Genomic DNA, 25,377 nt, shown 5'->3' with positions numbered 1-25,377 from the left:
CCGCCGCAGGGCGGACTATTTTTTACTGGGCTGACGCACGCTGGTACGTCGCTACACAATTTCATCTACATGGCACTGATCAAATCCGTACGCGGTTTCACCCCCCAATTCGGCAACAATGTCTATCTCGCGGAAAATGCCACCGTCATCGGCGATGTCATTACCGGCGATGATTGCAGCATCTGGTTCCAGGCCGTCGTTCGCGGCGATGTCAACAGTATCCGGATGGGCAATATGGTTAATATTCAGGACGGAGCCGTGCTACACGCCACCTTTGAACGCAGTAGCACCACCATCGGCGACCGGGTGTCTATCGGTCACCGGGCCATCGTACACGGCTGCACCCTCGAGGATGACGTGCTGATCGGTATGGGCGCCATCGTCATGGATCACGCCGTAGTGGAAAGCAAATGCCTGATCGCCGCCGGAGCCGTGGTGCTGGAAAATACCCGCTGCGAATCGGGATTCATCTACGCGGGCGTACCTGCTCGCAAGATCAAAGCCTTAAGTCCGGAATTCATGGAAGATAGCGTGGGGCGGATCGCTAAAGCTTATTTGAAGTATTCAGGCTGGTTTAAGTGATGATGCAATGGTTGGATGATGTGATCATTTGATGACGCTGTCCGGAGCATATTTGCCTAAAAGCAATCAAAATACTAAGCCGAAGTTACAAACTTCGCCAGCGGAGTAAAAATCTTTCCATTACCTATATCAACTCTGATGAATCAAAGCCTACCGCTGACCGCTCGCCGGAGTTTGCAACTCCGGAATAATATAATAGGTTCAAGTAACCATTTGATAGTAAAGGGTGGAAGTATTGTCTTATGAGATTTAGATACCTAAATGAATTCATCTTTGAGATTCACTTTTTCTTTGAAAATATCAGGGGAAATGAGCCCTACTCTTCCACACTATTTTTTACAAGCTATTTGTTCTTTGATTTGATTGCATCCGTTCTCCTGATACTCAAGCCGGCAATTTTTTCTACGTTAACTGGCTGTTTTTCCGTTTTAATTGCAGCGCTGATTTTAGCTAGAATAGTGTTGAACGGGAAGCTGGATTCCGAAGATTATTTGCATTGGCAGGAAACGGGGCAGGCAAGTAGGTCCAGATTAATTTTAATTTGGGCTATTTCGTTAGTTGCCATGGCGATCTTCATCCTGACCGTTATTTCTAAGCAGGAACTGCTCATGGAAATGCATGAATAGGACTTTATCGCGGTCCCCAACATCTTTGCCAAAAAGCAGGCAAAATACCAAGCCGATGTTACAAACTTCGGCCAGCAGTTAAGGAGAAGGGCAGGGCAATAAGCACCGAACAAGAAAACGAAAATTCACCACAGTCAAATTCAGAAAGATTCCGGCAAGGAGAGTACGTAAATTTCCATCACCTACTCCAACTTAGACCAATCAAAACCAACCGCCGACCGCTCGCCGGAGTTTGTAACTCCGGCATAATATAACAGATAAAACGACCAAAGTAATCAGTGAAAATCAAAGAATTCAGGAAGCGCATAAACCTAAAATGGTTGGGTTGGATTGCGATTATAGCGGTCTATACATCGGTATCTTTTAGTATAGAAACGGGTCTCTATTGGACAACAATATTTGCGTTAGGGTCTATTTACTCATTCTACATATACAAATTCTCAGAAGAATTTATCTTTTCCAAATTAGATAAATCGGAGTTCAAATTTAGCGCTTACGATACTTCATTTTTAGTGATGTCAGCTGGATTGTTGCTGATTATAGTACCAGACTATGTATTGGTATTATGTGGTTTATTAGCAATTTTCATTCTCGTTATTATTTTAAACCTGATGGGTTACTTCCTAGTGTAAATGTCCTGAGCATATTTGCCAAAAAGCAATCAAAATACCAAGCCGAAGTTGCAAACTTCGGCCAGCAATCAAGGAAAAGGGCAAGGAAATAATGACCGAACGAGGAAACGAGAAGACCACTGTCAAATTCAAAAAAGATTCCGATCAAGGACAAAAATGAATTTCCATCACCTATACCAAACCTGAAAAATCAAAGCAAACCGCTCGCCGGAGTTTGCAACTCCGGCACAATATTTCAGGCACTTTAGGTCATAGATTAAAGTAGTAAATATGCATATGAAGGAATACATTTACCGCGCCCTAGGTTTTATTATCGATCTTTTATTTGCTGGATTTATAGGTGCGATAATTGGGATATCACTGTCCCTTACTTTAGGCTTTTATATTGCTGTTGTTTTCTTTTTATCAAAAGATCTGTGGTTTCAAGAAGGCTCATTCGGAAAAAAGAAACTAGGTTTAAAATTAACGAGTAATGTAGATTCTAGGATCACGGCTGGTGTTAATAAGATTATTCGGAATATCACTTTGTTTATTTGGCCAATTGAATGCGTTTTTGTCATTATCAACAAAGGCAGAAGGATCGGTGATCTGATTGGTAATACTTCCGTACAACTTCTCGAAAAGGAATAATATGCAGTCGAGATACCAAGCCGAAGTTACAATCTTCGGCCAGCGGTCAACGGAACGGGCAAGAAGATAAGCACCGAACAAGAAAACGAAAAGTCACCACAGTCAAATTCAAAAAGATTCCGGCAAGGAGAGTGCGTAAATTTCCATCACCTACTCCAACTCCGACCAATCAATGCCAGTCGCTGACCGCTCGCCGGAGTTTGCAACTCCGGCATAATATAACATAGGAAAAGCCCGACCACCAGCTTGAAAATGTGCTAAAAATCCACGACATTAGGCATAGTACATTAAAACGCGCTTTACCATGTCTGAACGAAGAGGTTACCGAATCGTCAACCCTTACGGCTGCTTTTTCGTCACCTTCACCATTGTCGGTTGGGTGGACGTATTTTCCCGCAAAGAATGTAAACAGATCATCATTGATGCCTTGCGCTATTGTATAGCCCAAAAAGGCTTGCTAGTGCATGCCTATGTGATCATGGAAAGTCATATCCACCTCATTCTTTCTGCTACCGAAGATAGTCCGGGCTTATCCGCGATAATTCGCGATTTCAAGAAGCACACCTCCAAAGAGATCCTGAAATGGGTTCGCGGCAGTGGCCGGGAAAGTCGTAGGGAATGGATGTTAATCGTGTTCAGATACCACGCCAAATACAACCAGAGGAATGCCGAATACCAAGTTTGGCAACAAGATAACCAACCTAAGGAGCTATACTATCCCAAATTCATCATGCAAAAGATCGGCTACATTCATCGCAATCCGGTCGTTGCCGGGATCGTTGATGAGGAGGGTGCATATTTGCATAGCAGCGCCCGGAATTATCTGGGTCGGAATGATTATGTGCTGGAAGTAGAGGTTATTGATTTTGGCGTGCAGGAGGGTTTTATTGCTATGTGAAACTTAGTTTAAATGCCGAGTAAAATAGGAAGCCGAAGTTGCAAACTTCGGCCAGCGTAGAAATGATGATGCGGTCACTTGATGATGCAATAAGATCATTCTTTCATCAAAGTTCTTTCCGCAGCCGCGCTACTGGTATATTCAGTTGTTCCCGGTATTTGGCCACTGTACGGCGGGCGATATCATACCCCTTATCCTGGAGCATTTTGCAGAGTTTGGCATCGCTCAGTGGTTTGCGTTTATTTTCCGCTTCGATGATCTCTCCGAGCACTTTTTTAACTTCCAGGGTAGAGACCTCTTCCCCTTCATTGGTCGACAAAGACTCCGAGAAAAATTCCTTGAGCAGTTTGGTACCGAATTCGGTCTGTACAAATTTGCTGTTCACAACCCGGGAAATGGTCGAAATGTCCAGTCCGGTAATATCTGCGATGTCTTTCAGGATCATCGGGCGCAGTTTTTTCTGATCTCCCGTCAGGAAGTAATCGTACTGGTACTGCATGATGGCGTACATGGTATTGAAAAGCGTCTGTTGCCGCTGCCGGATCGCATCGATAAACCACTTGGCAGAGTCGATCTTCTGCTTGATGAACATCACGGCCTCCTTGTCCGACTTCGTATTGACCTGTTTGGTCTTACGTTTGTGTTTGTAGGCCTTGAGCATATCCTGGTACTGGCCGTTCACGCGCAGATCCGGTGCGTTTTTGGAATTGAGGGTCAGTTCCAGTTCCCCTTCCCGGTTGGAAATGATGAAATCGGGAACGACGTATTGGGTCGTACGGCTATTGTTACCGGAATAACCGCTCGCCGGCTTCGGGTTCAGTTTGACGATCTCATCGATCGCTGCCTTCAGCGTGCTTTCGGAAACTTCCAGCTTCTGTTTGAGCTTTTCGTAATGCTTCTTGGTAAATTCGTCGAAGTGCTTTTTGATGATCGTCAGGGCCAATTCCAGCATCTTCAGCTGCTCGTCGTCGTGCAGTTCTTCCTGCTCGAGTTTGATCTCCAGCTGAATGCGCAGGCATTCCTGCAGATCCCGGGCACCGATGCCCGGCGGGTCGAATCGCTGAATGAGCTTGAGGATCGCTTTTACCTCCTGCTCGTTGGTAAAGATATTCTGGGAAAACATGAGATCATCGATAATGGCCAGCGGCTCCCGGCGCAGGTAGCCGTCATCGTCGATACTGCCGATGATCTGGTGGGCAATGGCTTCTTCCCGCTCGTCTTCCAGTTCCAGAAGTCCGAGCTGACCTTCCAGAAATTCGTGGAAAGTGTCCTGAACGGCGATCGGTATAGTCTTTTCTTCTTCCGAGTTGTAGCTTTCCCCCCGCACTTTATAGCTCGAGGGATCGTCCTGCATGTATTCCGTCAGGTATTCGTCCAATTCATATTGCTCGTCCTGAGTTTTATCTTTCTCTTCGTAGGTTTCGTCATTATTGAGGTCAAACTCCCCGGAATCATCCAGGCTGTTGCCTTCATCCAGGGCAGGGTTAGCCTCCAGCTCCTCCTTGATCCGTTGCTCCAATACCGCCGTTGGCACCTGTAGCAGTTTCATGAGTTGAATCTGCTGAGGCGACAGCTTCTGAAGCATCTTCTGGCTTAACGTCTGTCTTAACATTAAAGCAATTTTTGGCGTAGTATGTAAATAAGTCAACTCAATTTTAAACGGTCAAGCTTATCTACCGTGATTTATCAATAAACAAGGCTGTAACTAAATGCCGGGCGTACGTTGCCGAGGGCCGCCCTAAATCCTACATCCCATATCTCCTTGGTTGAAAGCCCTAAACTTCAACATACCCTTCGCATTCTATTACAAGAAAAACCCGGGATGATTAATTTACCGAAAGTTAAATGGTTTCCAGGAATATTGCACGAAAACCTCCAAATGAAAATTTAAAAGGCTCGAAGACTAGCTATTCATATAACGATTTTTCAATTTCAAAGTTTCTTATTAGTTCGAATAAATGTAATTTTCGGCTGACAGCTTAAATCAAATTTAGCCAATAAAAATACCAAATTTTATTCATGCCCACCACTATTTCTGAACGCCTGGCAGCTTTAAGAGCCGAATTAGACAAGAATAACTTAGATGCCTATATCATTCCCAGTAGTGATCCGCACCAAAGCGAATATGTAGCTCCCCACTGGAAGAGCCGAAAATGGATATCCGGCTTTACCGGATCGGCCGGCCTGGTGATCGTCACCCGGGACCACGCGGGCCTCTGGACGGATTCCCGCTATTTCCTCCAGGCATCAACCGAACTGGCCGATACCGGTATAGAGCTGCACAAACAACTCGTGCCCCACGCCCCGGAACACGTGCCCTGGCTGGCCCAGCATCTGCCGCGGGGCAGTACCGTGGGACTGGATGGATTTCTGTTCTCCCAGGCCCAGGTCCGGTTACTGGAAAAGCACTGCCGGCCTAAAGGTATCGACATCCGGACGGATGTGGACCTCATCAGCCCGATCTGGGAAGACCGACCGCCCCTGCCCCGGCAACCGATCTTCGCCCACGACGTGCAGTTTGCCGGTCGCAGCCGCACCGAAAAACTCAATGACGTTCGCCTCGGCATGCAGCGCCAGGGAGCAACCGCTCACCTCATTCCTACCCTGGATGATATCGCCTGGACCCTCAACATCCGCGGCTCCGACGTCAATTTCAACCCCATTGCCTACGCTTACCTGCTGGTGGGTCGCCAAAATGCGACCTTATTCATCGAAGAAGAGAAAGTTCCCGCAACCCTGCGCCAAAGTTTGCAGGAAGACGGAGTCTCCATCCGGCCCTACGATGAGGTGATCGAAGAACTGGAACACTATCCGACCGACCAAAAGATCCTGGTGGATAGCGGCAGCACCAGCATCCGGCTCATCCAGGCCATTCAGCCCGGACAACTGCTGAACGGAGCATTGGTTCCCCGCACCCTGAAAGCGATCAAAAATGAGACCGAGATCGGTCATATTCGCCGGGCGATGGTCAAGGACGGCGTGGCCCTTACCCGTCTGTTCCGCTGGCTGGAAAGTCAGCTCCAAAGCAGCAACACGCCCAGCGAGGCCGAACTGGCGGAAAAGCTGGCCGAATGCCGGAGTCAACAGGATGACTACGTCGGAGAAAGCTTTCCGGCAATTGTGGGTTATCAGGCCAACGGAGCGATCATTCACTACCGGCCGTGGCCCGGCAGCTGTGCCGACATCCGGCCGGAGGGTATCCTGCTACTCGATTCCGGGGGGCAGTACCTCGACGGTACCACCGACATTACTCGTACCGTGGCGCTGGGCGAACCGACGGCGGAGCAAAAAAAGCATTTTACGCTGGTACTCAAAGGCTACATTGCACTGGATCGCATGCAGTTCCCCACCGGAACGGCCGGCGGGCAACTGGATGCCTTCGCCCGCCAGTATCTCTGGCAACACGGTCTGAATTACGGCCACGGCACCGGTCACGGGGTAGGTTTTTTCCTGAATGTGCACGAACCGCCCCAGGGTTTCGCCACCAGCGTGGTGACCTCCCGGGGCAGCACCAATATCGAGCCGGGCATGCTGACCTCGAACGAACCGGGCTTTTACAAGAACGGCCACTACGGGATCCGGATCGAAAATCTCATCCTCTGCGTGGAACGGGAAAAAACCGAATACGGTGATTTTCTGGGCTTCGAAGCGCTGACCCTTTTCCCCATCGATACCCAACTGATCCGGAAGGATCTGCTGAGTGCCGAGGAAGTCGACTGGCTGAATGCCTATCACCGACAGGTGGAAGCAGCCCTCGTCCCCCATCTGGACGAAGCCGAACAGCAATGGATGCGGGAGAAATGCGCCGGGATCTGATCCCGGCCGGGGTCGATCGGCGTACTTTGATCACTGCAGTGTAAGAAAACCGGGGCCTTGAGTTTTAATTCCCCCAAAGCCCGTATCTTTGCCCCATGGAAACCACAATAACCAAACAGGATATACGCCAGATGAACCTGGCCGAGCTCACGGATCTGTTCAGCGGAATGGGGGAACCCAAATTCCGCGCGAAACAGGTGTACCAGTGGTTGTGGGAAAAAGGGGCTCACTCCTTTGCGGAAATGACCAATCTTTCCAAAAAGCTGCGGGAGAACCTCGAAGCCCATTTTGTGATCAATGCCATCAGTGAGGATAAAGTACAACGCAGTGTGGATGGTACGATCAAATCCCGCTTTCGCCTGCACGACGGGCACCTGGTGGAAGCTGTGCTGATCCCCGTACCGGTTGACAACCGCTACACGGTATGTGTTTCCTGTCAGGTAGGCTGTAGTTTAAGCTGTACGTTTTGTGCGACGGGCCGGATGAAGCGATTGCGCAATCTGGATGCCGCCGAGATCTACGATCAGGTCGTGTTGGTCAACCGGCAGTGCCTGGAGGCTTTTGACCACCCCCTTACCAATATCGTGTACATGGGCATGGGAGAGCCGCTGCTGGCTTACCGCAACGTGATGGAAAGCATCGAACGCATCACCGCACCGGACGGGCTCAATATGTCGCCACGGCGGATCACGGTGAGTACCGCCGGGATTGCCAAGATGATCCGCAAACTGGCCGATGACGGGGTGAAGTTCAACCTCGCCCTCTCCCTGCACGCAGCGGACGACGCCAAGCGCAACGAGATCATGCCGATCAACGAGCAGAATAACCTGGAGGCTCTACTCGGAGCCCTGACTTATTTCTATAATGAGACCCGCAACCGGATCAGTTACGAGTATATCGCTTTCCAAAACTTTAACGATAGTCTGGAAGATGCTGCGAATCTGGCGAAGCTTTGTAAGAATTTCCCGGTACGCATCAATATCATTGAATACAACCCGATCGACGGCGCTCCGTTCCTAAAATCTACCGAACACCGGATCGACGATTTTGCCAAATACCTCCGGGATCGCGGCATCATGGTTACCGTTCGGCGCAGCCGGGGACGGGATATCGATGCGGCCTGCGGGCAATTGGCGAATAAGACTTGATGAGCTGATTCTCCGATGATTTGATTATTGGATGATCTGATAATTAGATAATCAGATCATCATCCCATCAAACCTCTTCCCGTTCCACCTCTTCATCCACCGTATCGACAAGCATGGTGTGGATGGAGATGACGAACCAGGCCTTGAACATTTCCCAATCGAAAGGAGACGGCCACAGATCCGTATCCGTACACCACTCGAGCAGTTCTTCTTCCAGGATGGGCCGAAAATTGGATTTGAGCCACTTGATACTATCCTCCGGATCGTCTTCCGCCGGGATCAGATAGATATTGGCATTATCGTGAGCCAGGGGAGCCTCCAGACGTTCCGGCTGATCGTCCGGAAAGACGTGGTTGACCCAATCTATCAGGGGCTGTTTGGGTGCCAGGAAAAGTACGTTGCGGTTCGGAATATTAAAGATTTCCATGCTTGCTTGCTTTTAACCGGTCACAATTTAGGCTCATGGCTGCTATTATTCTAGGTTTTTGCAAAATAAAAAAAACAGCGCCGGGAAATGGTATCCGGGAAAATTATTTTTACCGGCAATAATTTCACCCCTTGTTCGGGAAATAGTAAAATTGCGCTGCCCGCCATTCCCGCTTGCCGGAGGCCGGCTCATTCAGATTTTCAATTAACCTATCCTGCATGCAAACTGCGTCAGAGCTTTATTTTATCGGATTGGATATTGGTACTTCATCGGCCAAAGCCGTCGCCTTCCGTACGGACGGTACCATCGTGGATCAATCATCTGCTGCCTACGATCTGCAACAACCCGAACCGGATGCCGCCGTGCAGGACGCCGACACGGTGTTGCAAGCTACCCTGGACAGTCTCCGGCAATTGCGAAAAAAACTCGATCGGGAGCCCGCCGCTATCGGCCTGAGCAGTGCCATGCACAGTTTACTGGCTATCGACCGCAGCGGCCGGCCGGTCAGCAAACTCATTACCTGGGCCGACGGACGGGCCCGTCCCTACGCCGAACAATTGCGGGGCACCGAAACCGGAAAATTCATCTATCGCCACAGCGGCACGCCCATTCACGCCATGACGCCTCTGTGTAAACTGGCCTGGATGCGCCGGCAACATCCGGATATCTTTAGCCGGGCGGAATACTTCGTCGGCATCAAGGATTACCTCCTCCACCACTGCTTTGGGCAGTGGCTGATCGATCACTCGCTCGCTTCCGCTACTGGTCTGTTCGACCTGCGCCGGCGCCAATGGATACCCGAAGCGCTGGAATATACCCAGATCAAAGCCGACCGGCTCCCCGAGGCCGTACCGGTCCACCGGGTACTCCAAGATCTTCGGAAAACCGTTGCAGAGGACTTGGGCCTCGCACCCGATACGCCCTGGGTGATCGGTGCCAGCGACGGTTGCCTGGCCAATCTGGGTGCCGGTATTCTGGACGGACAGGAAGCTGTACTTACCATCGGGACCAGCGGCGCCATTCGCATGACCGTCAATGAGGCGGTCTACGACCCGGAAGAGCGTCTGTTCTGCTATATCCTCGATGAGGAACGCTACGTGATCGGCGGGCCGACCAACAACGGTGGTGTGGTCTGGGAATGGTTCTGTGAACAATTTTATCCGGAACAGCCGATGGATGGAGTTTTTGACCGGGTGAGCCGCGTACCTCCCGGAGCGGAAGGCCTGCTATTCCTGCCCTACCTGTACGGAGAACGGGCCCCCGTCTGGGACGCTTCCGCCAAAGGACATTTCTGGGGGATCGAAGCCCATCACAGCCGGGATCATTTCGCCCGGGCCGTGCTGGAAGGGATCTGCCTGAATCTCTTTCAGATCACCGAAGCGCTGGAAACGGTCGGCGGAACTATAGAGCGCATTCACGCCAACGGTGGGTTTACCCAATCTCCGGTCTGGGTGCAGATACTGGCCGATGTAATGGGTAAAGAGATCGTGATCGGCGCCAGCCCGCAGGCTTCCGCCTGGGGAGCGGCCATTATGGCGATGGAAAGTACGGGCCACACGGCTGCGCCCAAAGCTCAGACCCGCAATGAGGTATTCGCTCCCGATGCGGACCGTCACCGGGTCTACCGGGAACTATTCAAACAGTTTAAAGGGATCTACCCTTCCGCTAAGGTATCGTGAATGTCGGTCTGACGCGCCTGCCAGGCCGGAATGACCGCCGCCAGCAATCCTACGAAAAGCGCTCCGAGAAATAGCCAGCCTTCACCGGGCAGGAAAGTCTTTCCGGTAAATCCGTAACGATCGGCCTTTTTGACGAACTGACCGATCATTTCGATGCCGACATGGCTCAATAGGATACCGAGTATGTAACCCAGTACGGCCAGCAGCAGACCTTCAAAAATGATGAGCAGGAACAGCTTGCCGGGTGATGCCCCCAGGGTACGCATGATTGCCAGCTCGTATTTCCGGTCTTTCAGGGAATTGAACAGCGAGATAAATATACTCAGGAAGGATACCCCGATAATGATGTACGCCAGCCAACGCAATACCTGTTCACCGAGGCCCAACTGATCAAACAGTTTGCTGATCTCGTAGGAAGGATTGGCGGCCATCAGGTTGGTGTTTTCATTAATCGTCCGGGGCAGATTGAGGGTCATCGCATTTCTGGCTTTGAAGTTCACCAGAATGGCCGTAATATCTTTGTCTACCCTTTCGTGCAGCGGAATATCCGTCGCTGGCGCAGCGTGGGTCGCTTCGGTATGCTCCTCCCCTTCGGCGTGTTCTTCGCCCGCTTCGTGATCGTGCTCTTCTTCCGCGGGCGCTGCTCCGACGGGTGCAGGTGCGTGGTCGTGCACTTCCCAGATACTTTCGGCCGCCGTCAGGATAAGCTGATCGATCACCGTGCCGCCCGGTTGCAGAATACCGACTACCCGGAAGGCGCCGGCATCGTCGTGCTCCAGATCCTCATTGATATCCAGACCGTGGGTACTGTAAAAAGTATCCCCGATCTTCAGTCCTTCGCGTTCCGCAACCCGGCTGCCGATGGTCACTTCCAGCGGGGCCTCCCAGATCTTACCTTCACTGATCTCCGCCCCGTAGTGGTCGATGATGTTGTGATTCGTACCCACGATCCGGTAACCGCGATAGCTATCGCCGAGAGACAAGGGGATCGCCCGGTTGATCAGTGGGTGTTCGGGCCGGAGAAAAGCTTTGGCCTCACCGATATTGATGTTTCCGGTGGGCGCATCCAGATGATAGATGCTGCTGAGCACCAGCTGCAGCGGGCTGCCTTTGGCGCCGATCACCATATCGATCCCTTCCAGATTGCGGGCAAATTGCTGATCCAGCTGCTTGTTCAGGAGCATGATCAGCGATACCAGCCCTACGCCGAGCGCGAACAGGATCGTGCTGAGCAGCATGGACAGCGGCTTATTGATCAGATTTTTCCAACTGAGTTGTAAGATATTCATGAGTCGAGCCGGATCTGGTTAGGAATTTTATCTTTCAGTCTGCCGTCGTGGGTAACGATCAGGAGCGTCGCCTTCACGGAAGCCGCCTGTTCGGTCAGCAGGTGCAGTACCTGCTCGCAGTTCTCATCGTCCAGGGCGGAAGTCGGTTCGTCCGCCAGGATAAGCTCCGGACTGTTGACCAGCGCCCGGGCGATGGCCACCCTTTGCTGCTCCCCTACGCTGAGGCGATCGGGTTTGCGGTGGATCTTCTGGCCCACGTTGAGGCGATCCAGCAATTTGGCGATCCGCCCGTTGTCGACCGGCACACCAGCCAGTTCCTGCGCCAGGGCCAGGTTCTCCCCCACGGTCAGGGCATTCACAAAATGCGCCTTCTGGAAAATGATTCCAATGTGCCGACCGCGAAAACGGTCCAGCGCCGGACCGGACAATTGGGCCATATCGGTCCCTTCCAGCCGGATCGCTCCGGATTTCGGCGACAGCAAACCGCCTAACAAATGCAAAAAAGTAGTTTTACCGCTACCGGACTGTCCCAGCAGCAGCCAGTGCGCGCCGCGCTCACAGCTGATATCGGGAAAAGAGAAGGTATCACCTCCGGTATAGGCAAATTTGAGTTGGTCGGTTTGCAACATCTTGTTGATGATTCGATGATTGGATGATTGGATGATCTGATGATTGAATGATCAAATCATCGTTTCATTCCTCCTCCCGCTTCAGATCATCCCGGTCGCGCAATTTTTTATCTTCCACATTCTCATCCAGGAAGTCATTCAGTTTGTCCACTTCGAAATTGGTGACGATCTGTCCAAACTCGTTGATGTTGATGTTGAACCCTTCCAGCTCATCGTGGACCGAGGGATCTTTCTCTTCCTTTTTTTTCTTCGCCATGTTGTTGATGATTGGATGATTTGGTTGATGATCTGATTATGAATTGATCAGATTATCAAAGTAATTAAGTCCTTCGCGCAGCCGGGTAACGACCGTTTCCTTGCCCATCAATTCCATCATGCGGAATACATCGGGGCCCTGCATGGTACCGGCCAGTCCGAGCCGCAGGATAGGCAGTACATCACCGAATTTCAGGCCGGTTTCCTCCATGAAGGTGTGGGCGGCTTCTTTCGTATGCACGGCATCAAAGTTAGACAATTCGTCCAACTGCCCGATAAAGTTTTCGAATAATGGGCGACGTTCCGGCTTATAACGCTTCCGGATATTGACATCATCGTAATCGCGGATCGGCTCAAAGAAGTAATATCCACCCGTCCAGAAGTCGGTGAGCAGTACGGCCCGCTCTTTCATCAGATCACAGAAGCCTTCCAGGTAATCGGCTTCCGGCTGGTGACCGTGGGCCTCGATGATGGGGCGTACCAACGGCGGCAGTTCGGCAGCGGGCATTTGCAGCAGGTATTGCTGGTTGTACCAGCGCGCTTTATCATAATCGAATCGGGCGCCGCTTTTACTGATCTTTTCGAGATCGAAGGCCTCGATCAGTTCGTCCAGACTAAAGATCTCCTGCTCCGTGCCCGGGTTCCATCCCAGAAAGGCCAGAAAGTTGACCACGGCGGCGGGCAGAAAACCGGCTTCCCGGAAACCCAGAAAAGAATCTGCCTCGGTCTCCCCTTCCCAGGATAGCGGGAATACGGGCATGCCCAGACGGTCGCCGTCGCGTTTGCTCAGTTTGCCGTAGAGCGAATCCTTGAGGTAGGTTTTGAGGACCTTTTTGTCTTCCGGTTCTTTATCTTTTACTTTCAGGCGGCTGCTCAGACTGGCTTTATCCTGGAACAGCTGCGTGATCGCTTTCAGCGTACTGTCTTCCTTCAGTCCGGGGGTATCTCCGTGCTTTTGCATGAGATCGCCTGTGAAGCGTTCGGCCAGTTCCGCCAGATTATTTTTATTGATGAAACTCTCCGGGGCCGGCTTCAGGATCAGCGGCAGGTGCGCAAACTCCGGCATAGTGTCTTCCCAGCCGAAAGCCCGGTACAACAGCACGTGGTGGGCCGTACTGGAAAGCCATTCCTCCCCGCGGATCACGTGGGTGATCTGCATCAGATGATCATCGATGATATTGGCCAGGTGGTAGGTCGGCATTCCATCGGCCTTCAGCATGACCTTATCGTCCAGTTCATTGGTCTGAAAGATCACCTCTCCGCGCACCCGGTCCTGGATGATCACTTCATCGTTGGCCGGGACTTTCAGGCGGACGGTATACGGAGTTTTGTCGGCCAATAACTGCTCCACTTCTGCGGCCGGCATCGTCAGACTGTTGCGCATGCTCATGCGTGTATGGGAATCGTATTTCCATACGGAGTGATCTCCTTCGGCGCTCTGGGCCCTTTTGGCATTGAGTTCTTCCGGCGTATCGAAAGCGTAGTAGGCGTTGCCGGATGCAACCAGTTCTTTGGCGTATTTTGCGTAGATATCCTTTCGGTCGGACTGGCGGTACGGGCCGTACTCCCCTCCGAAACCGGGACCTTCGTCCGGGACGATACCACACCACTGCAGCGCTTCCACGATGTAATCTTCGGCTCCGGGTACATATCTGGTCTGATCGGTATCTTCAATTCTCAGGATAAACGTACCGTTAAATTTACGGGCCAGCAGGTAGTTGTACAGTGCAGTTCGAACCCCTCCAATATGTAAAGCGCCGGTAGGGCTGGGCGCAAATCTCAGTCTAATATTCTGCATTACTCAGTTAATTAATAACAATACTATTACTAGTGCAAAAAATATTTTCAAAAAATTTTGAATTTTCCCGGAACAACAGGCAGCGAAAAATGTTAGAAAACCGTTTCTAATTTAGTAAACACGATAGGCACTTAAGTCACTGCTCTAAGGAAAAAATCACAGGTTCAACAATCCACACTGCAAAGCAGTTCAAGTTTGGGCTTGTGCAGCAACATCTACACACGAAATAGGTTCCAACTATCTCCTCCATTTGAATTTGTGGGAAAGCGATTTGTAGTTTTCAACTCAGATTGTTAGTTTCTAGCAAACGGTTGAAACTCCGGAACGCGTAGCTCTACACGCTACGGTGGGCAAATTTAAAGCCACCAGGATGAAAAAGCGCGTTTTTACGCGACTTTTTTACGGAACCGTACACGCTGAATTTTGATTTTGAATAATTATATCCATGAACATAATAATCCAGACCCAATGTATTTAATTAAGACTCCTCAATTTATCCAAGACCTTTTTCCCAATTTTACCTGGCGTATACCGGGAAAGGAAAAGATCGTATACCTCACTTTTGACGACGGCCCCATCCCGGAGGTAACTCCCTGGGTGCTCGAACAACTGGAGGCCTACAACGCCCACGCCACTTTCTTCTGCGTCGGTGAAAATATCCACCGCCACCCGGAAGTATTCCAGCAGGTCGTAGAAGCCGGTCATGCGGTCGGCAACCACACCAACCAGCACCTGAACGGCTGGTCCGTGGACAATCTGACCTACTTCCATGATATCCGCCACTGTGCCCGCGCCGTTAAAACAACGCTTTTCCGGCCGCCCTACGGCAGAATGAAGCCCAAGCAGGCTCAATTCCTGCAGCGCCACTACCGGATCGTAATGTGGGACGTGCTGAGTGGAGATTTTGATCCCAACATCAGCAATGAGCAGTGCCTGGATAACGTTATCTCAAACGTAAATCCCGGCTCCATTGTCGTTTTTCACGATAGTCTGAAAGCACAGGAAAAACTGGAATACGTACTGCCCCGCGTACTGGAACACTTCAAGAACCAGGGGTACGAATTCCACGCACTGAGTACTTCGGAAGAAGAACAGCAAGTCAACCTGAGAAAAAGCGCCTGATGCGCTTCGCGATATAACTTACTTTTGATGCAATGTAAAACAAGCCATCGTGCGAACGCACGGTGGCTTTTGTTTTTGGTTCCCGCGGGGCCTTTTTTACCGGTCTCATCGTCCTCAATCGGGCATTAACAAGACAAAGTAAAGTATACGCATACCACAGTCGGCGGTTCTATCGTTAAAACCTAGTTTTGCAGCGTTTTATAACCAAAGGACAAATATCTTTGGGACTTTTTGGATAAAACGGCTGTCCGGTTCCAGGATAATACTCCAGACCGGTAACCCAAATGCAAGAATACAGACGACCATATCTCGTCTTGATAATAATCTCATGAATACACCACATTTAAACATGCAAAAGAAAATTACTTTTTTGATTGTCCTGCTGGGATTATGCCTGAGCGCACACGCTCAACGCGGTTGGGAAGCAGGTCCGTGGGCCGGAGTATCGTACTATTTCGGCGATCTGAACACCGATTTCGATCTGAGTAAACCCGGACTGGCCGGGGGGATCGTTGCCCGTTATAACTTCAATAATCGCATTGCGCTGAAGATGTCCGGCAATTACGGTAGCATTTCGGATACCGATGCCGATTCGAAAAACGTCTTCGAAAGAGCCCGCAATCTGAGTTTTCAATCCACCATCCTCGATGCGGCCCTGCAGCTGGAATTCAACTTCCTGCCCTACAACCACGGCAGTAAGGACGAATTTTTTACGCCCTATCTTTTCGGTGGCCTCAACGCTTTTTACTTCAACCCCAAAGCCGAGTTGGACGGTACCCTGCACGAATTGCGGCCGCTGGGTACGGAAGGTCAGTTCAAGGGTGAAGAATACTATACGGTAACCGCCGGCCTGGTGTACGGTATGGGCTTTAAGATCGACCTGTCCTACGAGTGGAGCCTCAACTTCGAACTGAGCGCCCGCCATTTATATACAGACTACCTCGACGATGTAAGTACCGTTTATCCGGATAAAAGTGACCTGATCCGCTCCCGCGGAGAGATCGCCGCCGAACTGTCGGATCGCTCCATTGCGATCCCCGGCGTGACGGAAGGCCCGATCGGCCAGGAAGGCCGCCAGCGCGGAGACAGCAGCAATAATGATTCTTACATGTTTCTCGGCGTAGGCCTGGTTTATTACTTCGGTGATATCCGCTGCCCGGGCTACGGTAGTAAGTAAGCAGATCGGCTGCCACCCCTGACGGTGGAGATATATAGTTTAGCTAAACCTTCAGTTGAAAAGATCTTGAACCTGATTTGTTGCGTTTTCGGCGATATGCTGCCGGGAACGCAATTTTTTTGCTCCTTTGTATCGTGACCATTTTGCATTTTAGAGTATTCGCAACAGGTTGCCGGAGCCAAAATTCAGGTATGTGGAGATGGCTGCTTATATTTGTGGAGAAACGAAAAGAACACCAACTGCAAACGAATAACCACTTCTATGACTCACGCATCCGCCGCTGCCCAATTCATTAGCAACGAACCGCGTACGGACTGGCACGACTCCTCCCTTTGGTGGGTCCGCCAAAAACGGGATATGGCCGCCCACCAGATCCCCGAATGGGAACAGCTGCGCGAACTTGCCTCTCGGATCAAACTCAACGTACTCAGCGAACTGGATGAATACCTCGTTCAGTTTGAAGACAATGCCCAACGCAATGGCGTTACCGTCCACTGGGCTGCGGATGCCAAAGAGCACAATGAGATCGTGCTGAGCATTCTGCGCCGGCATGAGTACACTAAAATGGTGAAGAGTAAATCCATGCTCACCGAAGAATGCCACCTCAATCCCTTTCTGGAAGCGAATGGTATCGAAGTGATCGATACGGACCTCGGGGAACGCATCGTCCAACTGGAAGAGAATGTGCCCAGCCATATCGTGATGCCGGCCATTCACATGAAAAAGGAGGAGATCGGAGAATTGTTCCACGAAAAGATCGGCACGGAAGCGGGCAATGCCGATCCGCAGTACCTCACCGAAGCGGCGCGTGGCCACCTGCGGGAATATTTCCTGAAAGCCGAAGCGGCTCTGACGGGCGTGAACTTTGCCATCGCTAATACCGGCGGTGTGGTGGTATGTACCAACGAAGGGAACGCGGATATGGGGGTCCACCTGGCCAAAGTCCAGATCCATTCTATGGGAATGGAAAAGATCATTCCGCGCGCGGAAGATCTCGGGGTATTTACCCGTCTGCTGGCCCGCAGCGCTACAGGGCAACCGATCACCGTATACACCGCGCATCACCACCGGCCCAAACCGGGAGGAGAAATGCACATCATCATTGTTGATAACGGTCGCAGCCGCCAGTTGGGTCGCAAAGACTTTCGCAAATCACTGGCCTGTATCCGCTGTGGAGCCTGTATGAATACCTGTCCCATTTACCGCCGCAGCGGTGGCCACAGCTACGGCTACACGGTTCCCGGGCCGATCGGTTCTATCCTGACGCCGGGCATCGACCTGAAAAAGCACAAGGACCTTCCGTTTGCCTCTACGCTCTGCGGCTCCTGCGCCGACGTTTGCCCGGTGAAGATCGATATCCACCATCAGCTGTACAAATGGCGACAGGTGATCACGGAAGAAAAGGCACAATCGGCCGGAAAAGGTTTCGCCATGAATATGGCGGCCTGGTTATTCCGCCATCCCTGGCTCTACCGCATGGCCGGAAAAATGGGCCGGCTGGCGCTGAAGATCACGCCGCGAGCCCTTGTCTATAACCGCTGGAATGACTGGGGTAAGGATCGCGAATTGCCGACTCCGCCTAAACAGAGCTTTGGCGAGTGGTACCGAAAAAACCGCTAATGTGGATGGCGGCCGTAATGTCGCCGTGCAGTGGCAAAAAAAAGAATGCCGGAGCCCCCTCGAGCACCAGCATCCACATAAAACCACACTTTATAACAATTAGACTTCCTTATGGAAGGTCACGATAATTTAACAGCCTTACAATCACTCAATTTGAACAGTGGAGTAAAGGTTACCCAAGATCAGCCAACTTTATGAGCAGAGAAAAAATTTTGCGGGCCATCAAGGAGAATAAACCGGCGGTAAGCCCACTGCCGGACCCGCCCAGCTTTCCGCCGATCACCGAGGAGGTGCTCCCCTACTTCATGGAAATGGTGGAGAAATCGGGCGGTCGGGTACACCTGCTCGAAGCGGGCGAGCACTGGGAAGATCTGGCCCGGCAACACTATCCGGATTCGGCGAGAGTACTCTGCCGCATCCCCGACAGTACGCTCGGCAACACGGAACTGGATCAGATCCAACGGTTGACGGACCTGCACGGTCTGGACCTCGCCATTCTGCCGGCACTGGTGGGCGTGGCGGAAAATGCCGCTGTCTGGCTGACGGAAAAAGAAATGGGACAGCGCGTGGTTCCCTTTATCGCCGAGCACCTCATTCTGCTGTTGGATCGCAAAAATATCGTCGGAAATATGCACGAGGCCTACGGCCGCATTGAGATCGACGAACCCGGATTCGGACTGTTCATCGCCGGACCTTCCAAAACGGCGGATATTGAGCAGTCGCTGGTGATCGGTGCCCAGGGCCCGCGTACCTGGCTGGTGCTGATCGTATGAGTTACGGCTGCGATGACCAAAGGGTATAGCCCCCACGGATCATCGCAGCAGCAGATCGCGATCATGGAAATTTATTATTCCGGTGTGCCGGCCCGAAAGACCACCGCCTCTTCCAATCCTCGCAAGGCTACGGTCGCACCGTCCGGACTAAAAAAGATAGCTCCCCGGCCGAGCGTACCGATCTCCGAGCTGACCGCTCCGGACAGGAGTATATAGATCGCCGGACCATCCTGATTTTCCAGTAAAAATTCATCGTCTGCCTGCAATTGGATCCGGCTCAGTTCGAAATCGGGAACCGGAGCGGGGAAAAGGTGTTCGTGTTGCAGCCGTTCGGTGCCGGTCAGTACCTGCGGTACTACGGGTTCGAATTGCAGGTGAAGCATCAGCTCGTCCACATCCACGTGCTTGCTCGTCAGGCCGCCCCGAAATACATTATCCGAATTGGCCATCAGTTCCACATTTACCCCTTCCAAGTAGGCGTGGGGAACGTTCGCATCCTGAAATATACCCTCGCCGGTACGAAGGTTGACCAGATTATACAAATAGATGGAAAACACGCCGCGATCGTAGTGCCCGTCCCGGGTGTAATCCCGGAAAGCCTGGGCGGCCCAGTAATCCGGCTGGCTGCGCTCCAGTTTACCGGCGGCCAATTCGGGTTCCAGTCGCTCCGCCAGCGGCTGTAGGAGCTGGTCTACTTTTTCCTGCGGCAGTTCCATGATATACCGGTACAGACCTTTGATCTCTTCCTGGCTAAGGACCTGGCGCAGGGCTCCAAATTCCGGCATTTCGGTCAGTACCTTTTCGATATTCGCTTTGGACTGAAAGCCGTGGAGCAGCCAGAAATCCGTCAGTGCCACCATGATCTCCGGCTTGTGATTGTCATCTTTATAATTGCGGTGCCGCGCCGTCAGCGGGATGCCTTCCCGGTTCTCCCGCTCGAAGCCGGCTTCGGCTGCTTCCTTGGTAGGATGGGCCTGAATGGACAGCATTTTGCGTACATCCAGGATCTTGAACAGAAAAGGTAAGCTGTTCGCAAAACGTTGGGCCGTTCTATCTCCCAGAATTCCCCGGGGATCGGTCGCGATCCAGTCACTGAGTAGCACTTCTTTACCGTCGATCCAGGCTTTTGCCGGGCCCCGGTCGTGGGCTCCCATCCAGAGTTCGGCCTGGGGTTGGTTTGCTGCCTGCTCTTTCCCGATCAGAGCCGGGATATAGTGATAACCGCCCCAGTCATAGTCCTGAATGACGCCCTCCAGGGGAATTAGGTTAGGATAATTCATATAGGATTTGATTTCAATTGATCTGATCGCGTAAAGATAAAAGGCCCGAGCTGAGTTATTTGCAGGATCACCTAAACTTATTGCCGCAAATCTGTTTAAAAGGAAACCGATCCGTAAAATACCTTTAAGATGTACCGTACCGGCTCCGAAAATCGGACACTGCTAATAGTAATCACCATTCTGACCATTTGGTTGGGTAGCCAGGCCTGTAAAAAAGAACCGATCATGATCACCGATCCGGATCCACCGGTAAACCGGCCGGATACCAGTACCGTGTCGGCCAACGCTATTCATTATCTGGCCCTCGGGGATAGCTATACCATCGGTCAGTCCGTACCCGAATCGGATCGTTTTCCGGTGCAGTTATCGGCCCGATTGGAGCAGGACAGTTTTGAAGTGGCCGAGCTCAATATCATCGCCCGTACCGGCTGGACAACCGATGAATTGCTGGCGGGTATCCTCAAAGCCGATCCGCCGGACAGCACCTACAATCTGGTCAGTCTGCTGATTGGGGTCAATAACCAGTACCGGGGACGGTCGCTGGAAAATTATCAGGAGGAATTCACGGTGTTATTGCTGCGGGCGCTGGAACTGGCCGGAGGGCGCGCGGATCGAGTCCTGGTCCTTTCCATTCCGGATTACGGCGTCACGCCTTTTGTGTCCAGTGAAGAACAGGCCCAGCGTGTCGGTGAGGAGATCGATGCCTTCAACGATGCAGCTGCGCAGATCTGCCTCGCTTACGAAGTCCGCTTTTTGAACATTACCCAGATCAGCCGGCAGGCGGCCAACGATACTTCGCTGATCGCATCGGACGGACTGCACCCTTCCGGGGAGATGTACGCCAAATGGGTCGACCTGATGCTCCCCATCGTTAAAGCGATGTTTTAAATAAAATCGAGCTAAGAAACGCTATCGGAAATGATAGGCCAGGAATTTTTTAGTGGCTACTACCAACAGCAGCGCCAAATAAACCAAACCTATCGTCAAATACATCGCTCCGGACTGGCCTTCGGTCATTTCCTGAATACCCTGGAAGATCCAGTGCGTCGGCAGCAACCCGAATAGATGGCGGTAAGCGGCCGGCACGAAGAAAGCCGCCAGCGGGACCAGCACGATCATATTGAAGGCTTTGATGTAGATCATCCCTTTCATCCTATTATCCACCAGTGCGTTGAGGGCCAGTACGTAGACCGGTACGACCAGTGAGACCACCACAGACAGCAATAATTCCTGACCGAAAGGAAAATCGTAGAAAGGTTGCCAGGCCAAAAATATCAGGTTGAGGGCTACCGTGATCAGATAGGGTAAGATCAGGCGGGAAAACACAAAAGCGTTCGGGCCGATCGGAACGATCCCGTAATTCACCGCTACGTTGGATTCCTTTTCGTCGATGAGTACCATGCTACTGATAAAACTGAAAAGTTGGGTATTCTCGATCACTCCCACCATGAGGATGAGCGGCACGTAGGGTTGCAGAAAATCATAGCGGTCGACCAGCATCGGAAAGAACCACAGGAACACCACAAAGAGAATGAATGGCAAAATGAAAAAAGCCCGCAGGGAGGGCTCGCGGAAGATCAGTTTAAAATCTGTGACGGAAAGTTGTAGCAATCGGCTCATTTCAGGATGCTTTGAGGACCTCCTCGTAGTAGGTCCGGTACGCCAAAAAATAGAAAACCGGCAGCAGGATCAACAGCACCGGAAAAACGTAAAAAGGCCGGTAACTGCCGCCGCTAATGCCAAAGTCGATCAGATCCAGGCTCCCCTGGATGGGCAACAGCCAGGCCCCGAAACCCAGGTCGACCGCCCCCAGGTACTGGATCAAGGGTAAATTGATGAACAACAGAAAGACCGGGGCAGACAGCATGGAAAATTTGAGAAACTCATCCGAATACCGCATCATAATGATGCCCAGCAGGATGGACAATGCACAGATGCCAAAAGACCCCAGAATGAATTCCGTAAAATACAGATCGGTCAGCGCCACCGAAACGGCCAGGCCAAGCGAACACAATACACCAACAATACTCAGAGCCAGTACCCTGGCCAGCAGATGAATATGCCGACGGACCGGAGTGATAAATAGCGGCGCGAGCAAATGGTGCTTCTTTTCCGTGTAAAAGGCCAGCGCAATGAAAAAGTATCCGATCACCGATGGGTCGTTCAGCACCAGAGCAACCAGTACCTTATCGATCTGGCTATTGTCCCGCAGAAAATACAGAATGGCCGCGTAGATCAGCGTGACGCCGATACTGATGCCGACGATGTTATTTTTTTGCAACAGGACAAACTGCCAGCGGAGTTGTTGAAAAAAAGCGGTCATGGCTGCAGGCTTTTTCCGGTGACGGCAATAAACACTTCATCCAGCGAGGCATCCAGCGTTGCGATATTCCTGACCGTTCCCTGTTTGAGGAAATCCGAAAATTGTTCGTTAAAACCCAGTTGCGGCAGGGCGAACTCCCGGGATTCACCGCTTTCCAGCGTGACTCGTACAGCTTCCTTCCCGTAGTTTTTTCGCAGGTTTTCCGGTGAGTCGGTGGCTTTGATCTCGCCGTCCGCCAGGAAACTGACCGTATCGCAGAGTTTATCGGCGGTGTTCATATTATGGGTGGTGATGAAGATGGTCTTGCCGCGGGCCCTGAGGTCGAGAATATGCTGGTTGATCTTTCCGGCGTTGATCGGATCCAGACCGGAGGTCGGCTCGTCAAAAAACAGGATATCCGGATCGTGCTGGATGGCGCGGATGAAGTTCAACCGCATCTTCATACCCTTGGAGTAGGTTTCTACCGGCTTATCGGCGGCATCCTGCAGATCGACCATGGCGAATAATTCATCCCGGTCCCGGATCGTCACCCCTTCGTACATGGAGGCAAAAAGGTCCAGATTTTCCCGGCCGCTGAGTTTCAGGTAGTGATTGGGCAGTTCGAAGCCGACACCGATCCCGGCGAAGTATTCCCGCCCCCAGTCGGCTAATGGCTTTCCGTTTACGTTCACTTCTCCGCTGAAACCCGGCAATATTTTGTAAAGGATCCGCTGGGCGGTACTCTTCCCGGCACCGGACGGACCGAGAAAACCGAAAATAGAACCGCGGGGTATGGAAAACTGCAGGCCCTTCAGGGTAGGTTCCGTATTCCCCGGATAAGTATAGGTCAGTGCATCAACGTTTATCATCGCGATCAAAGGATTTTCGAAGCAATTGGATGTATTCGTCTACGGTACGCAGGAGTAATTCCTCCTTCCCGTGGTAGATAGCCCGCCCCTCCTGTTTGCTGGTCTCCAGGTCCATTTTCTCCATCACCTGCACCTGCTCCTGAATGGCCAGTCCGGCCTTGTAGAGCAGGAAACCCATGGTATGGGGCGGTACGTCTTCCCGAAAGTGCCCGGCGGCCACTTCTTCTTCGGCCGTTCTGACGAAATACTGGAAGGTATCCTCCTGCATCTGCCGGAACAGGTGCCGGACGGAAGGTGAATCCATACTTTTGGCGAGATTGTGCAGAAAACCGCTCTCCAGCGGGTGCTCCCGGTCAAATTGCAGCCCTGTTTCAAAAAGCACGCGGAAATAGTCCCAATAGTTGGCGTAATCAGCGCGCCGGACATTCCCGACATATTCCATTTTCACTCCGGAACAAACCTGGATCAGATAAATGAACAGGTCCTCCTTATCCTCGAAATACTGGTACACGCTTCCCTTAGCGATACCCAGCTCCTTCACCACGGTGGTAATGGAGGCATCGTCGTAACTGGTATTGGAAAACTCCCGCAGAAAAGCGCGGGTGATGGCCAGCCTTTTCTCTTCTTTTAGATTTAGAAATGTCGTTTTTGGCATAAATATGACTGCTTGGTCACAAATATACAAGAAAATATGACTACTTGGTCACAAGTGGAAAAAAGATGCATTTATCCCCGCATCCGGTCGGGTAAGACCCCGTGTATGCAAAATATTGGACCGATAAGTTGAATTCATTATATTAGCCGCTCATCCACATCCCGAACTAACTATTCATGAACCTCGTAGATATCCAAAAAGCCCTAATAGAAGACGAACTGGCCATCGCTATCAAAGGTATGATGGCCTACGATCATAAAAATGGTAACAGCAAATATTCCAACCAGCTCATTCACCAATCCAGCCGGTTTAACGGCAATGAAAAAAGCAACCGGAACCATACCATCAGCTCGGAATTTTACAGCCGCACCCGCAACCAGATCCGTCAGGCTCTGCAGCAGCTCCTGAGCAGTTTTCCCGGATACAGCCCCGACATCATGCAACAGGCCAATGAAGCTATCATTCTTACGGACGATGATCTGCCCGAACCGCCGGTCAATCCGGCAAATGAGATCTTAAAGATCCTGATGCTGACCTCCAATCCCAGCGATACCGGCAAACTCCAACTGGAAAAAGAACACAGCCGGATCTCTACGCAGATCCAGAATTCAGATCACGCCGGTGATTTCCCCATAAAATCCCGCTGGGCCGTGACGCTTTCCAAATTTTCCGAAGCGCTTTTTGATGAAAAGCCTTTAATCGTTCATTTTTCCGGCCACGGCGACATCAGTACGGCCGCTATCCAAAACGCCGGCAGTCGCGGGCAGGCTCTGGAAGAGGCACCGGACCCGCAGGAAAGTACCGGCATCATTCTCACCAGTGAGGACGGGCGAGAGTCCCACTTTGTGAAGACTTCCGTTATCAGGAGGGTTTTTAATTCCATGATCAACCGGCACCAGATCCCGATCCAGGCGGTGATCTTCAACTCCTGTTATTCCGAAGCTCAGGCCCAGGCGCTGGCCGAACTGGTCCCCCATGTGATCGGCACCACTTCCTCCATTAATGACGAAGCAGCCATCGCTTTTGCCAACGGATTTTATTCCTTTTTGACCCGTACCCGGGGAGATATTGAAGCCGCCTGGGATAATGGTGTCAACCAGGCAATGAGCTACGACGAGCCCGAAGACAGATTTATCTATTTTAAAGATGGGAAGCGGGTGATGTGATCCT

The 25,377-nt window shown here is 51.5% G+C and carries 24 protein-coding genes; 13 read left to right on the top strand and 11 right to left on the bottom strand.

The genetic code is table 11. The features are described from left to right. The first annotated feature begins 69 nt into the window (after positions 1-69). From CRP01_RS32995 to CRP01_RS32975, 4 genes are all read left to right on the top strand, one after another. The gene (locus CRP01_RS32995) at positions 70-582 is read left to right on the top strand and encodes a gamma carbonic anhydrase family protein (protein ID WP_099154347.1); all 513 of its coding nucleotides are present in this window, start codon (positions 70-72) and stop codon (positions 580-582) included. Positions 583-824: 242 nt separating this feature from the next. After that, entirely contained in the window at positions 825-1,208 is a 384-nt protein-coding gene (locus tag CRP01_RS32990) for a hypothetical protein (protein WP_099154346.1), read from the top strand. 908 nt (positions 1,209-2,116) lie between these two features. Further along, entirely contained in the window at positions 2,117-2,470 is a 354-nt protein-coding gene (locus CRP01_RS32980) for an RDD family protein (RefSeq protein WP_143473635.1), read from the top strand. A 304-nt stretch (positions 2,471-2,774) separates the two neighbouring features. Next, a complete protein-coding gene (locus tag CRP01_RS32975; RefSeq protein ID WP_222845875.1) occupies positions 2,775-3,368 on the top strand; it encodes an REP-associated tyrosine transposase in 594 nt (197 codons plus the stop codon). Positions 3,369-3,474: 106 nt separating this feature from the next. On the opposite strand, the gene rpoN is transcribed toward CRP01_RS32975, so the two are convergent. Continuing rightward, positions 3,475-4,980 (bottom strand): RNA polymerase factor sigma-54, encoded by a 1,506-nt coding sequence (gene rpoN, locus CRP01_RS32970; protein WP_099154343.1) that lies wholly within the window; start codon positions 4,978-4,980, stop codon positions 3,475-3,477. 407 nt (positions 4,981-5,387) lie between these two features. Here rpoN and CRP01_RS32965 point away from each other — a divergent pair, with 407 nt between their 5' ends. Both CRP01_RS32965 and rlmN read left to right on the top strand, forming a co-directional pair. Then, positions 5,388-7,184 (top strand): aminopeptidase P family protein, encoded by a 1,797-nt coding sequence (locus CRP01_RS32965; protein WP_099154342.1) that lies wholly within the window; start codon positions 5,388-5,390, stop codon positions 7,182-7,184. A 95-nt stretch (positions 7,185-7,279) separates the two neighbouring features. Beyond that, positions 7,280-8,332, top strand: coding sequence for a 23S rRNA (adenine(2503)-C(2))-methyltransferase RlmN (gene rlmN, locus CRP01_RS32960; RefSeq protein ID WP_099154341.1), 1,053 nt, complete (start codon positions 7,280-7,282; stop codon positions 8,330-8,332). Positions 8,333-8,399: 67 nt separating this feature from the next. Here the strand turns inward: rlmN and CRP01_RS32955 are convergent, their stop codons facing one another. Then, complete coding sequence (locus CRP01_RS32955; protein ID WP_099154340.1) at positions 8,400-8,759, bottom strand: hypothetical protein; 360 nt, start codon at positions 8,757-8,759, stop codon at positions 8,400-8,402. Between the two features lie 218 nt (positions 8,760-8,977). On the opposite strand from CRP01_RS32955, the gene CRP01_RS32950 reads away from it, so the two are divergent. After that, positions 8,978-10,438 carry a gluconokinase gene (locus CRP01_RS32950; protein ID WP_099154339.1) on the top strand — a complete coding sequence of 487 codons (1,461 nt, stop codon included), beginning with the start codon at positions 8,978-8,980 and terminating at the stop codon, positions 10,436-10,438. Here the strand turns inward: CRP01_RS32950 and CRP01_RS32945 are convergent. The 4 genes from CRP01_RS32945 to gltX form a co-directional block, all read right to left on the bottom strand. Continuing rightward, a complete protein-coding gene (locus CRP01_RS32945; protein ID WP_099154338.1) occupies positions 10,414-11,727 on the bottom strand; it encodes an ABC transporter permease in 1,314 nt (437 codons plus the stop codon). The two genes, CRP01_RS32950 and CRP01_RS32945, sit on opposite strands and share 25 nt — an antisense overlap. Next, positions 11,724-12,356 carry an ABC transporter ATP-binding protein gene (locus CRP01_RS32940; protein ID WP_099154337.1) on the bottom strand — a complete coding sequence of 211 codons (633 nt, stop codon included), beginning with the start codon at positions 12,354-12,356 and terminating at the stop codon, positions 11,724-11,726. The genes CRP01_RS32945 and CRP01_RS32940 overlap by 4 nt, the downstream gene beginning before the upstream one ends. A gap of 64 nt (positions 12,357-12,420) precedes the next feature. Beyond that, complete coding sequence (locus CRP01_RS32935) at positions 12,421-12,612, bottom strand: hypothetical protein (RefSeq protein ID WP_099154336.1); 192 nt, start codon at positions 12,610-12,612, stop codon at positions 12,421-12,423. Positions 12,613-12,648: 36 nt separating this feature from the next. Next, positions 12,649-14,409: a glutamate--tRNA ligase gene (gene gltX / locus CRP01_RS43085; RefSeq protein WP_170110635.1), complete on the bottom strand. Its 1,761-nt coding sequence runs from the start codon at positions 14,407-14,409 to the stop codon at positions 12,649-12,651. A 468-nt stretch (positions 14,410-14,877) separates the two neighbouring features. Between gltX and CRP01_RS32925 the strand changes: the two genes are divergently transcribed. The 4 genes from CRP01_RS32925 (at position 14,878) to CRP01_RS32910 (ending at position 19,101) form a co-directional block, all read left to right on the top strand. After that, positions 14,878-15,531 (top strand): polysaccharide deacetylase family protein, encoded by a 654-nt coding sequence (locus CRP01_RS32925; protein ID WP_099154335.1) that lies wholly within the window; start codon positions 14,878-14,880, stop codon positions 15,529-15,531. Between the two features lie 349 nt (positions 15,532-15,880). Further along, positions 15,881-16,708: a type IX secretion system protein PorG gene (porG, locus tag CRP01_RS32920; protein WP_099154334.1), complete on the top strand. Its 828-nt coding sequence runs from the start codon at positions 15,881-15,883 to the stop codon at positions 16,706-16,708. A gap of 261 nt (positions 16,709-16,969) precedes the next feature. After that, positions 16,970-18,328 (top strand): lactate utilization protein B, encoded by a 1,359-nt coding sequence (locus CRP01_RS32915; RefSeq protein WP_099154333.1) that lies wholly within the window; start codon positions 16,970-16,972, stop codon positions 18,326-18,328. Between the two features lie 194 nt (positions 18,329-18,522). After that, complete coding sequence (locus CRP01_RS32910) at positions 18,523-19,101, top strand: LutC/YkgG family protein (RefSeq protein WP_099154332.1); 579 nt, start codon at positions 18,523-18,525, stop codon at positions 19,099-19,101. Positions 19,102-19,175: 74 nt separating this feature from the next. On the opposite strand, the gene manA is transcribed toward CRP01_RS32910, so the two are convergent. Next, positions 19,176-20,381: a mannose-6-phosphate isomerase, class I gene (manA, locus tag CRP01_RS32905; RefSeq protein ID WP_099154331.1), complete on the bottom strand. Its 1,206-nt coding sequence runs from the start codon at positions 20,379-20,381 to the stop codon at positions 19,176-19,178. Positions 20,382-20,510: 129 nt separating this feature from the next. Between manA and CRP01_RS32900 the strand changes: the two genes are divergently transcribed. After that, positions 20,511-21,269 carry an SGNH/GDSL hydrolase family protein gene (locus tag CRP01_RS32900; protein WP_222845874.1) on the top strand — a complete coding sequence of 253 codons (759 nt, stop codon included), beginning with the start codon at positions 20,511-20,513 and terminating at the stop codon, positions 21,267-21,269. Positions 21,270-21,290: 21 nt separating this feature from the next. On the opposite strand, the gene CRP01_RS32895 is transcribed toward CRP01_RS32900, so the two are convergent. The 4 genes from CRP01_RS32895 to CRP01_RS32880 are packed head-to-tail and all read right to left on the bottom strand — an operon-like array spanning position 21,291 to position 24,207. Further along, positions 21,291-22,001 carry a hypothetical protein gene (locus CRP01_RS32895; RefSeq protein ID WP_099154330.1) on the bottom strand — a complete coding sequence of 237 codons (711 nt, stop codon included), beginning with the start codon at positions 21,999-22,001 and terminating at the stop codon, positions 21,291-21,293. Position 22,002: 1 nt separating this feature from the next. Beyond that, positions 22,003-22,704, bottom strand: a complete 702-nt coding sequence (locus CRP01_RS32890; protein ID WP_099154329.1) for a hypothetical protein — start codon at positions 22,702-22,704, stop codon at positions 22,003-22,005. Further along, on the bottom strand, positions 22,701-23,552 hold the full coding sequence (locus tag CRP01_RS32885) for an ABC transporter ATP-binding protein (RefSeq protein ID WP_099154328.1): 852 nt from the start codon (positions 23,550-23,552) through the stop codon (positions 22,701-22,703). The genes CRP01_RS32890 and CRP01_RS32885 overlap by 4 nt, the downstream gene beginning before the upstream one ends. Then, the gene (locus CRP01_RS32880) at positions 23,539-24,207 is read right to left on the bottom strand and encodes a TetR/AcrR family transcriptional regulator (RefSeq protein WP_099154327.1); all 669 of its coding nucleotides are present in this window, start codon (positions 24,205-24,207) and stop codon (positions 23,539-23,541) included. Before CRP01_RS32880 ends, CRP01_RS32885 begins: the two co-directional genes overlap by 14 nt. A 176-nt stretch (positions 24,208-24,383) precedes the next feature. On the opposite strand from CRP01_RS32880, the gene CRP01_RS32875 reads away from it, so the two are divergent. Further along, positions 24,384-25,373 carry a CHAT domain-containing protein gene (locus CRP01_RS32875; protein ID WP_099154326.1) on the top strand — a complete coding sequence of 330 codons (990 nt, stop codon included), beginning with the start codon at positions 24,384-24,386 and terminating at the stop codon, positions 25,371-25,373. The last annotated feature ends 4 nt before the right edge of the window (positions 25,374-25,377 follow it).

It is taken from the genome of Flavilitoribacter nigricans DSM 23189 = NBRC 102662 (assembly GCF_002646595.1).
Taxonomy (GTDB): Bacteria; Bacteroidota; Bacteroidia; order Chitinophagales; family Saprospiraceae; genus Flavilitoribacter; species Flavilitoribacter nigricans.
This window is presented reverse-complemented; position numbering and strand designations above follow the sequence as displayed.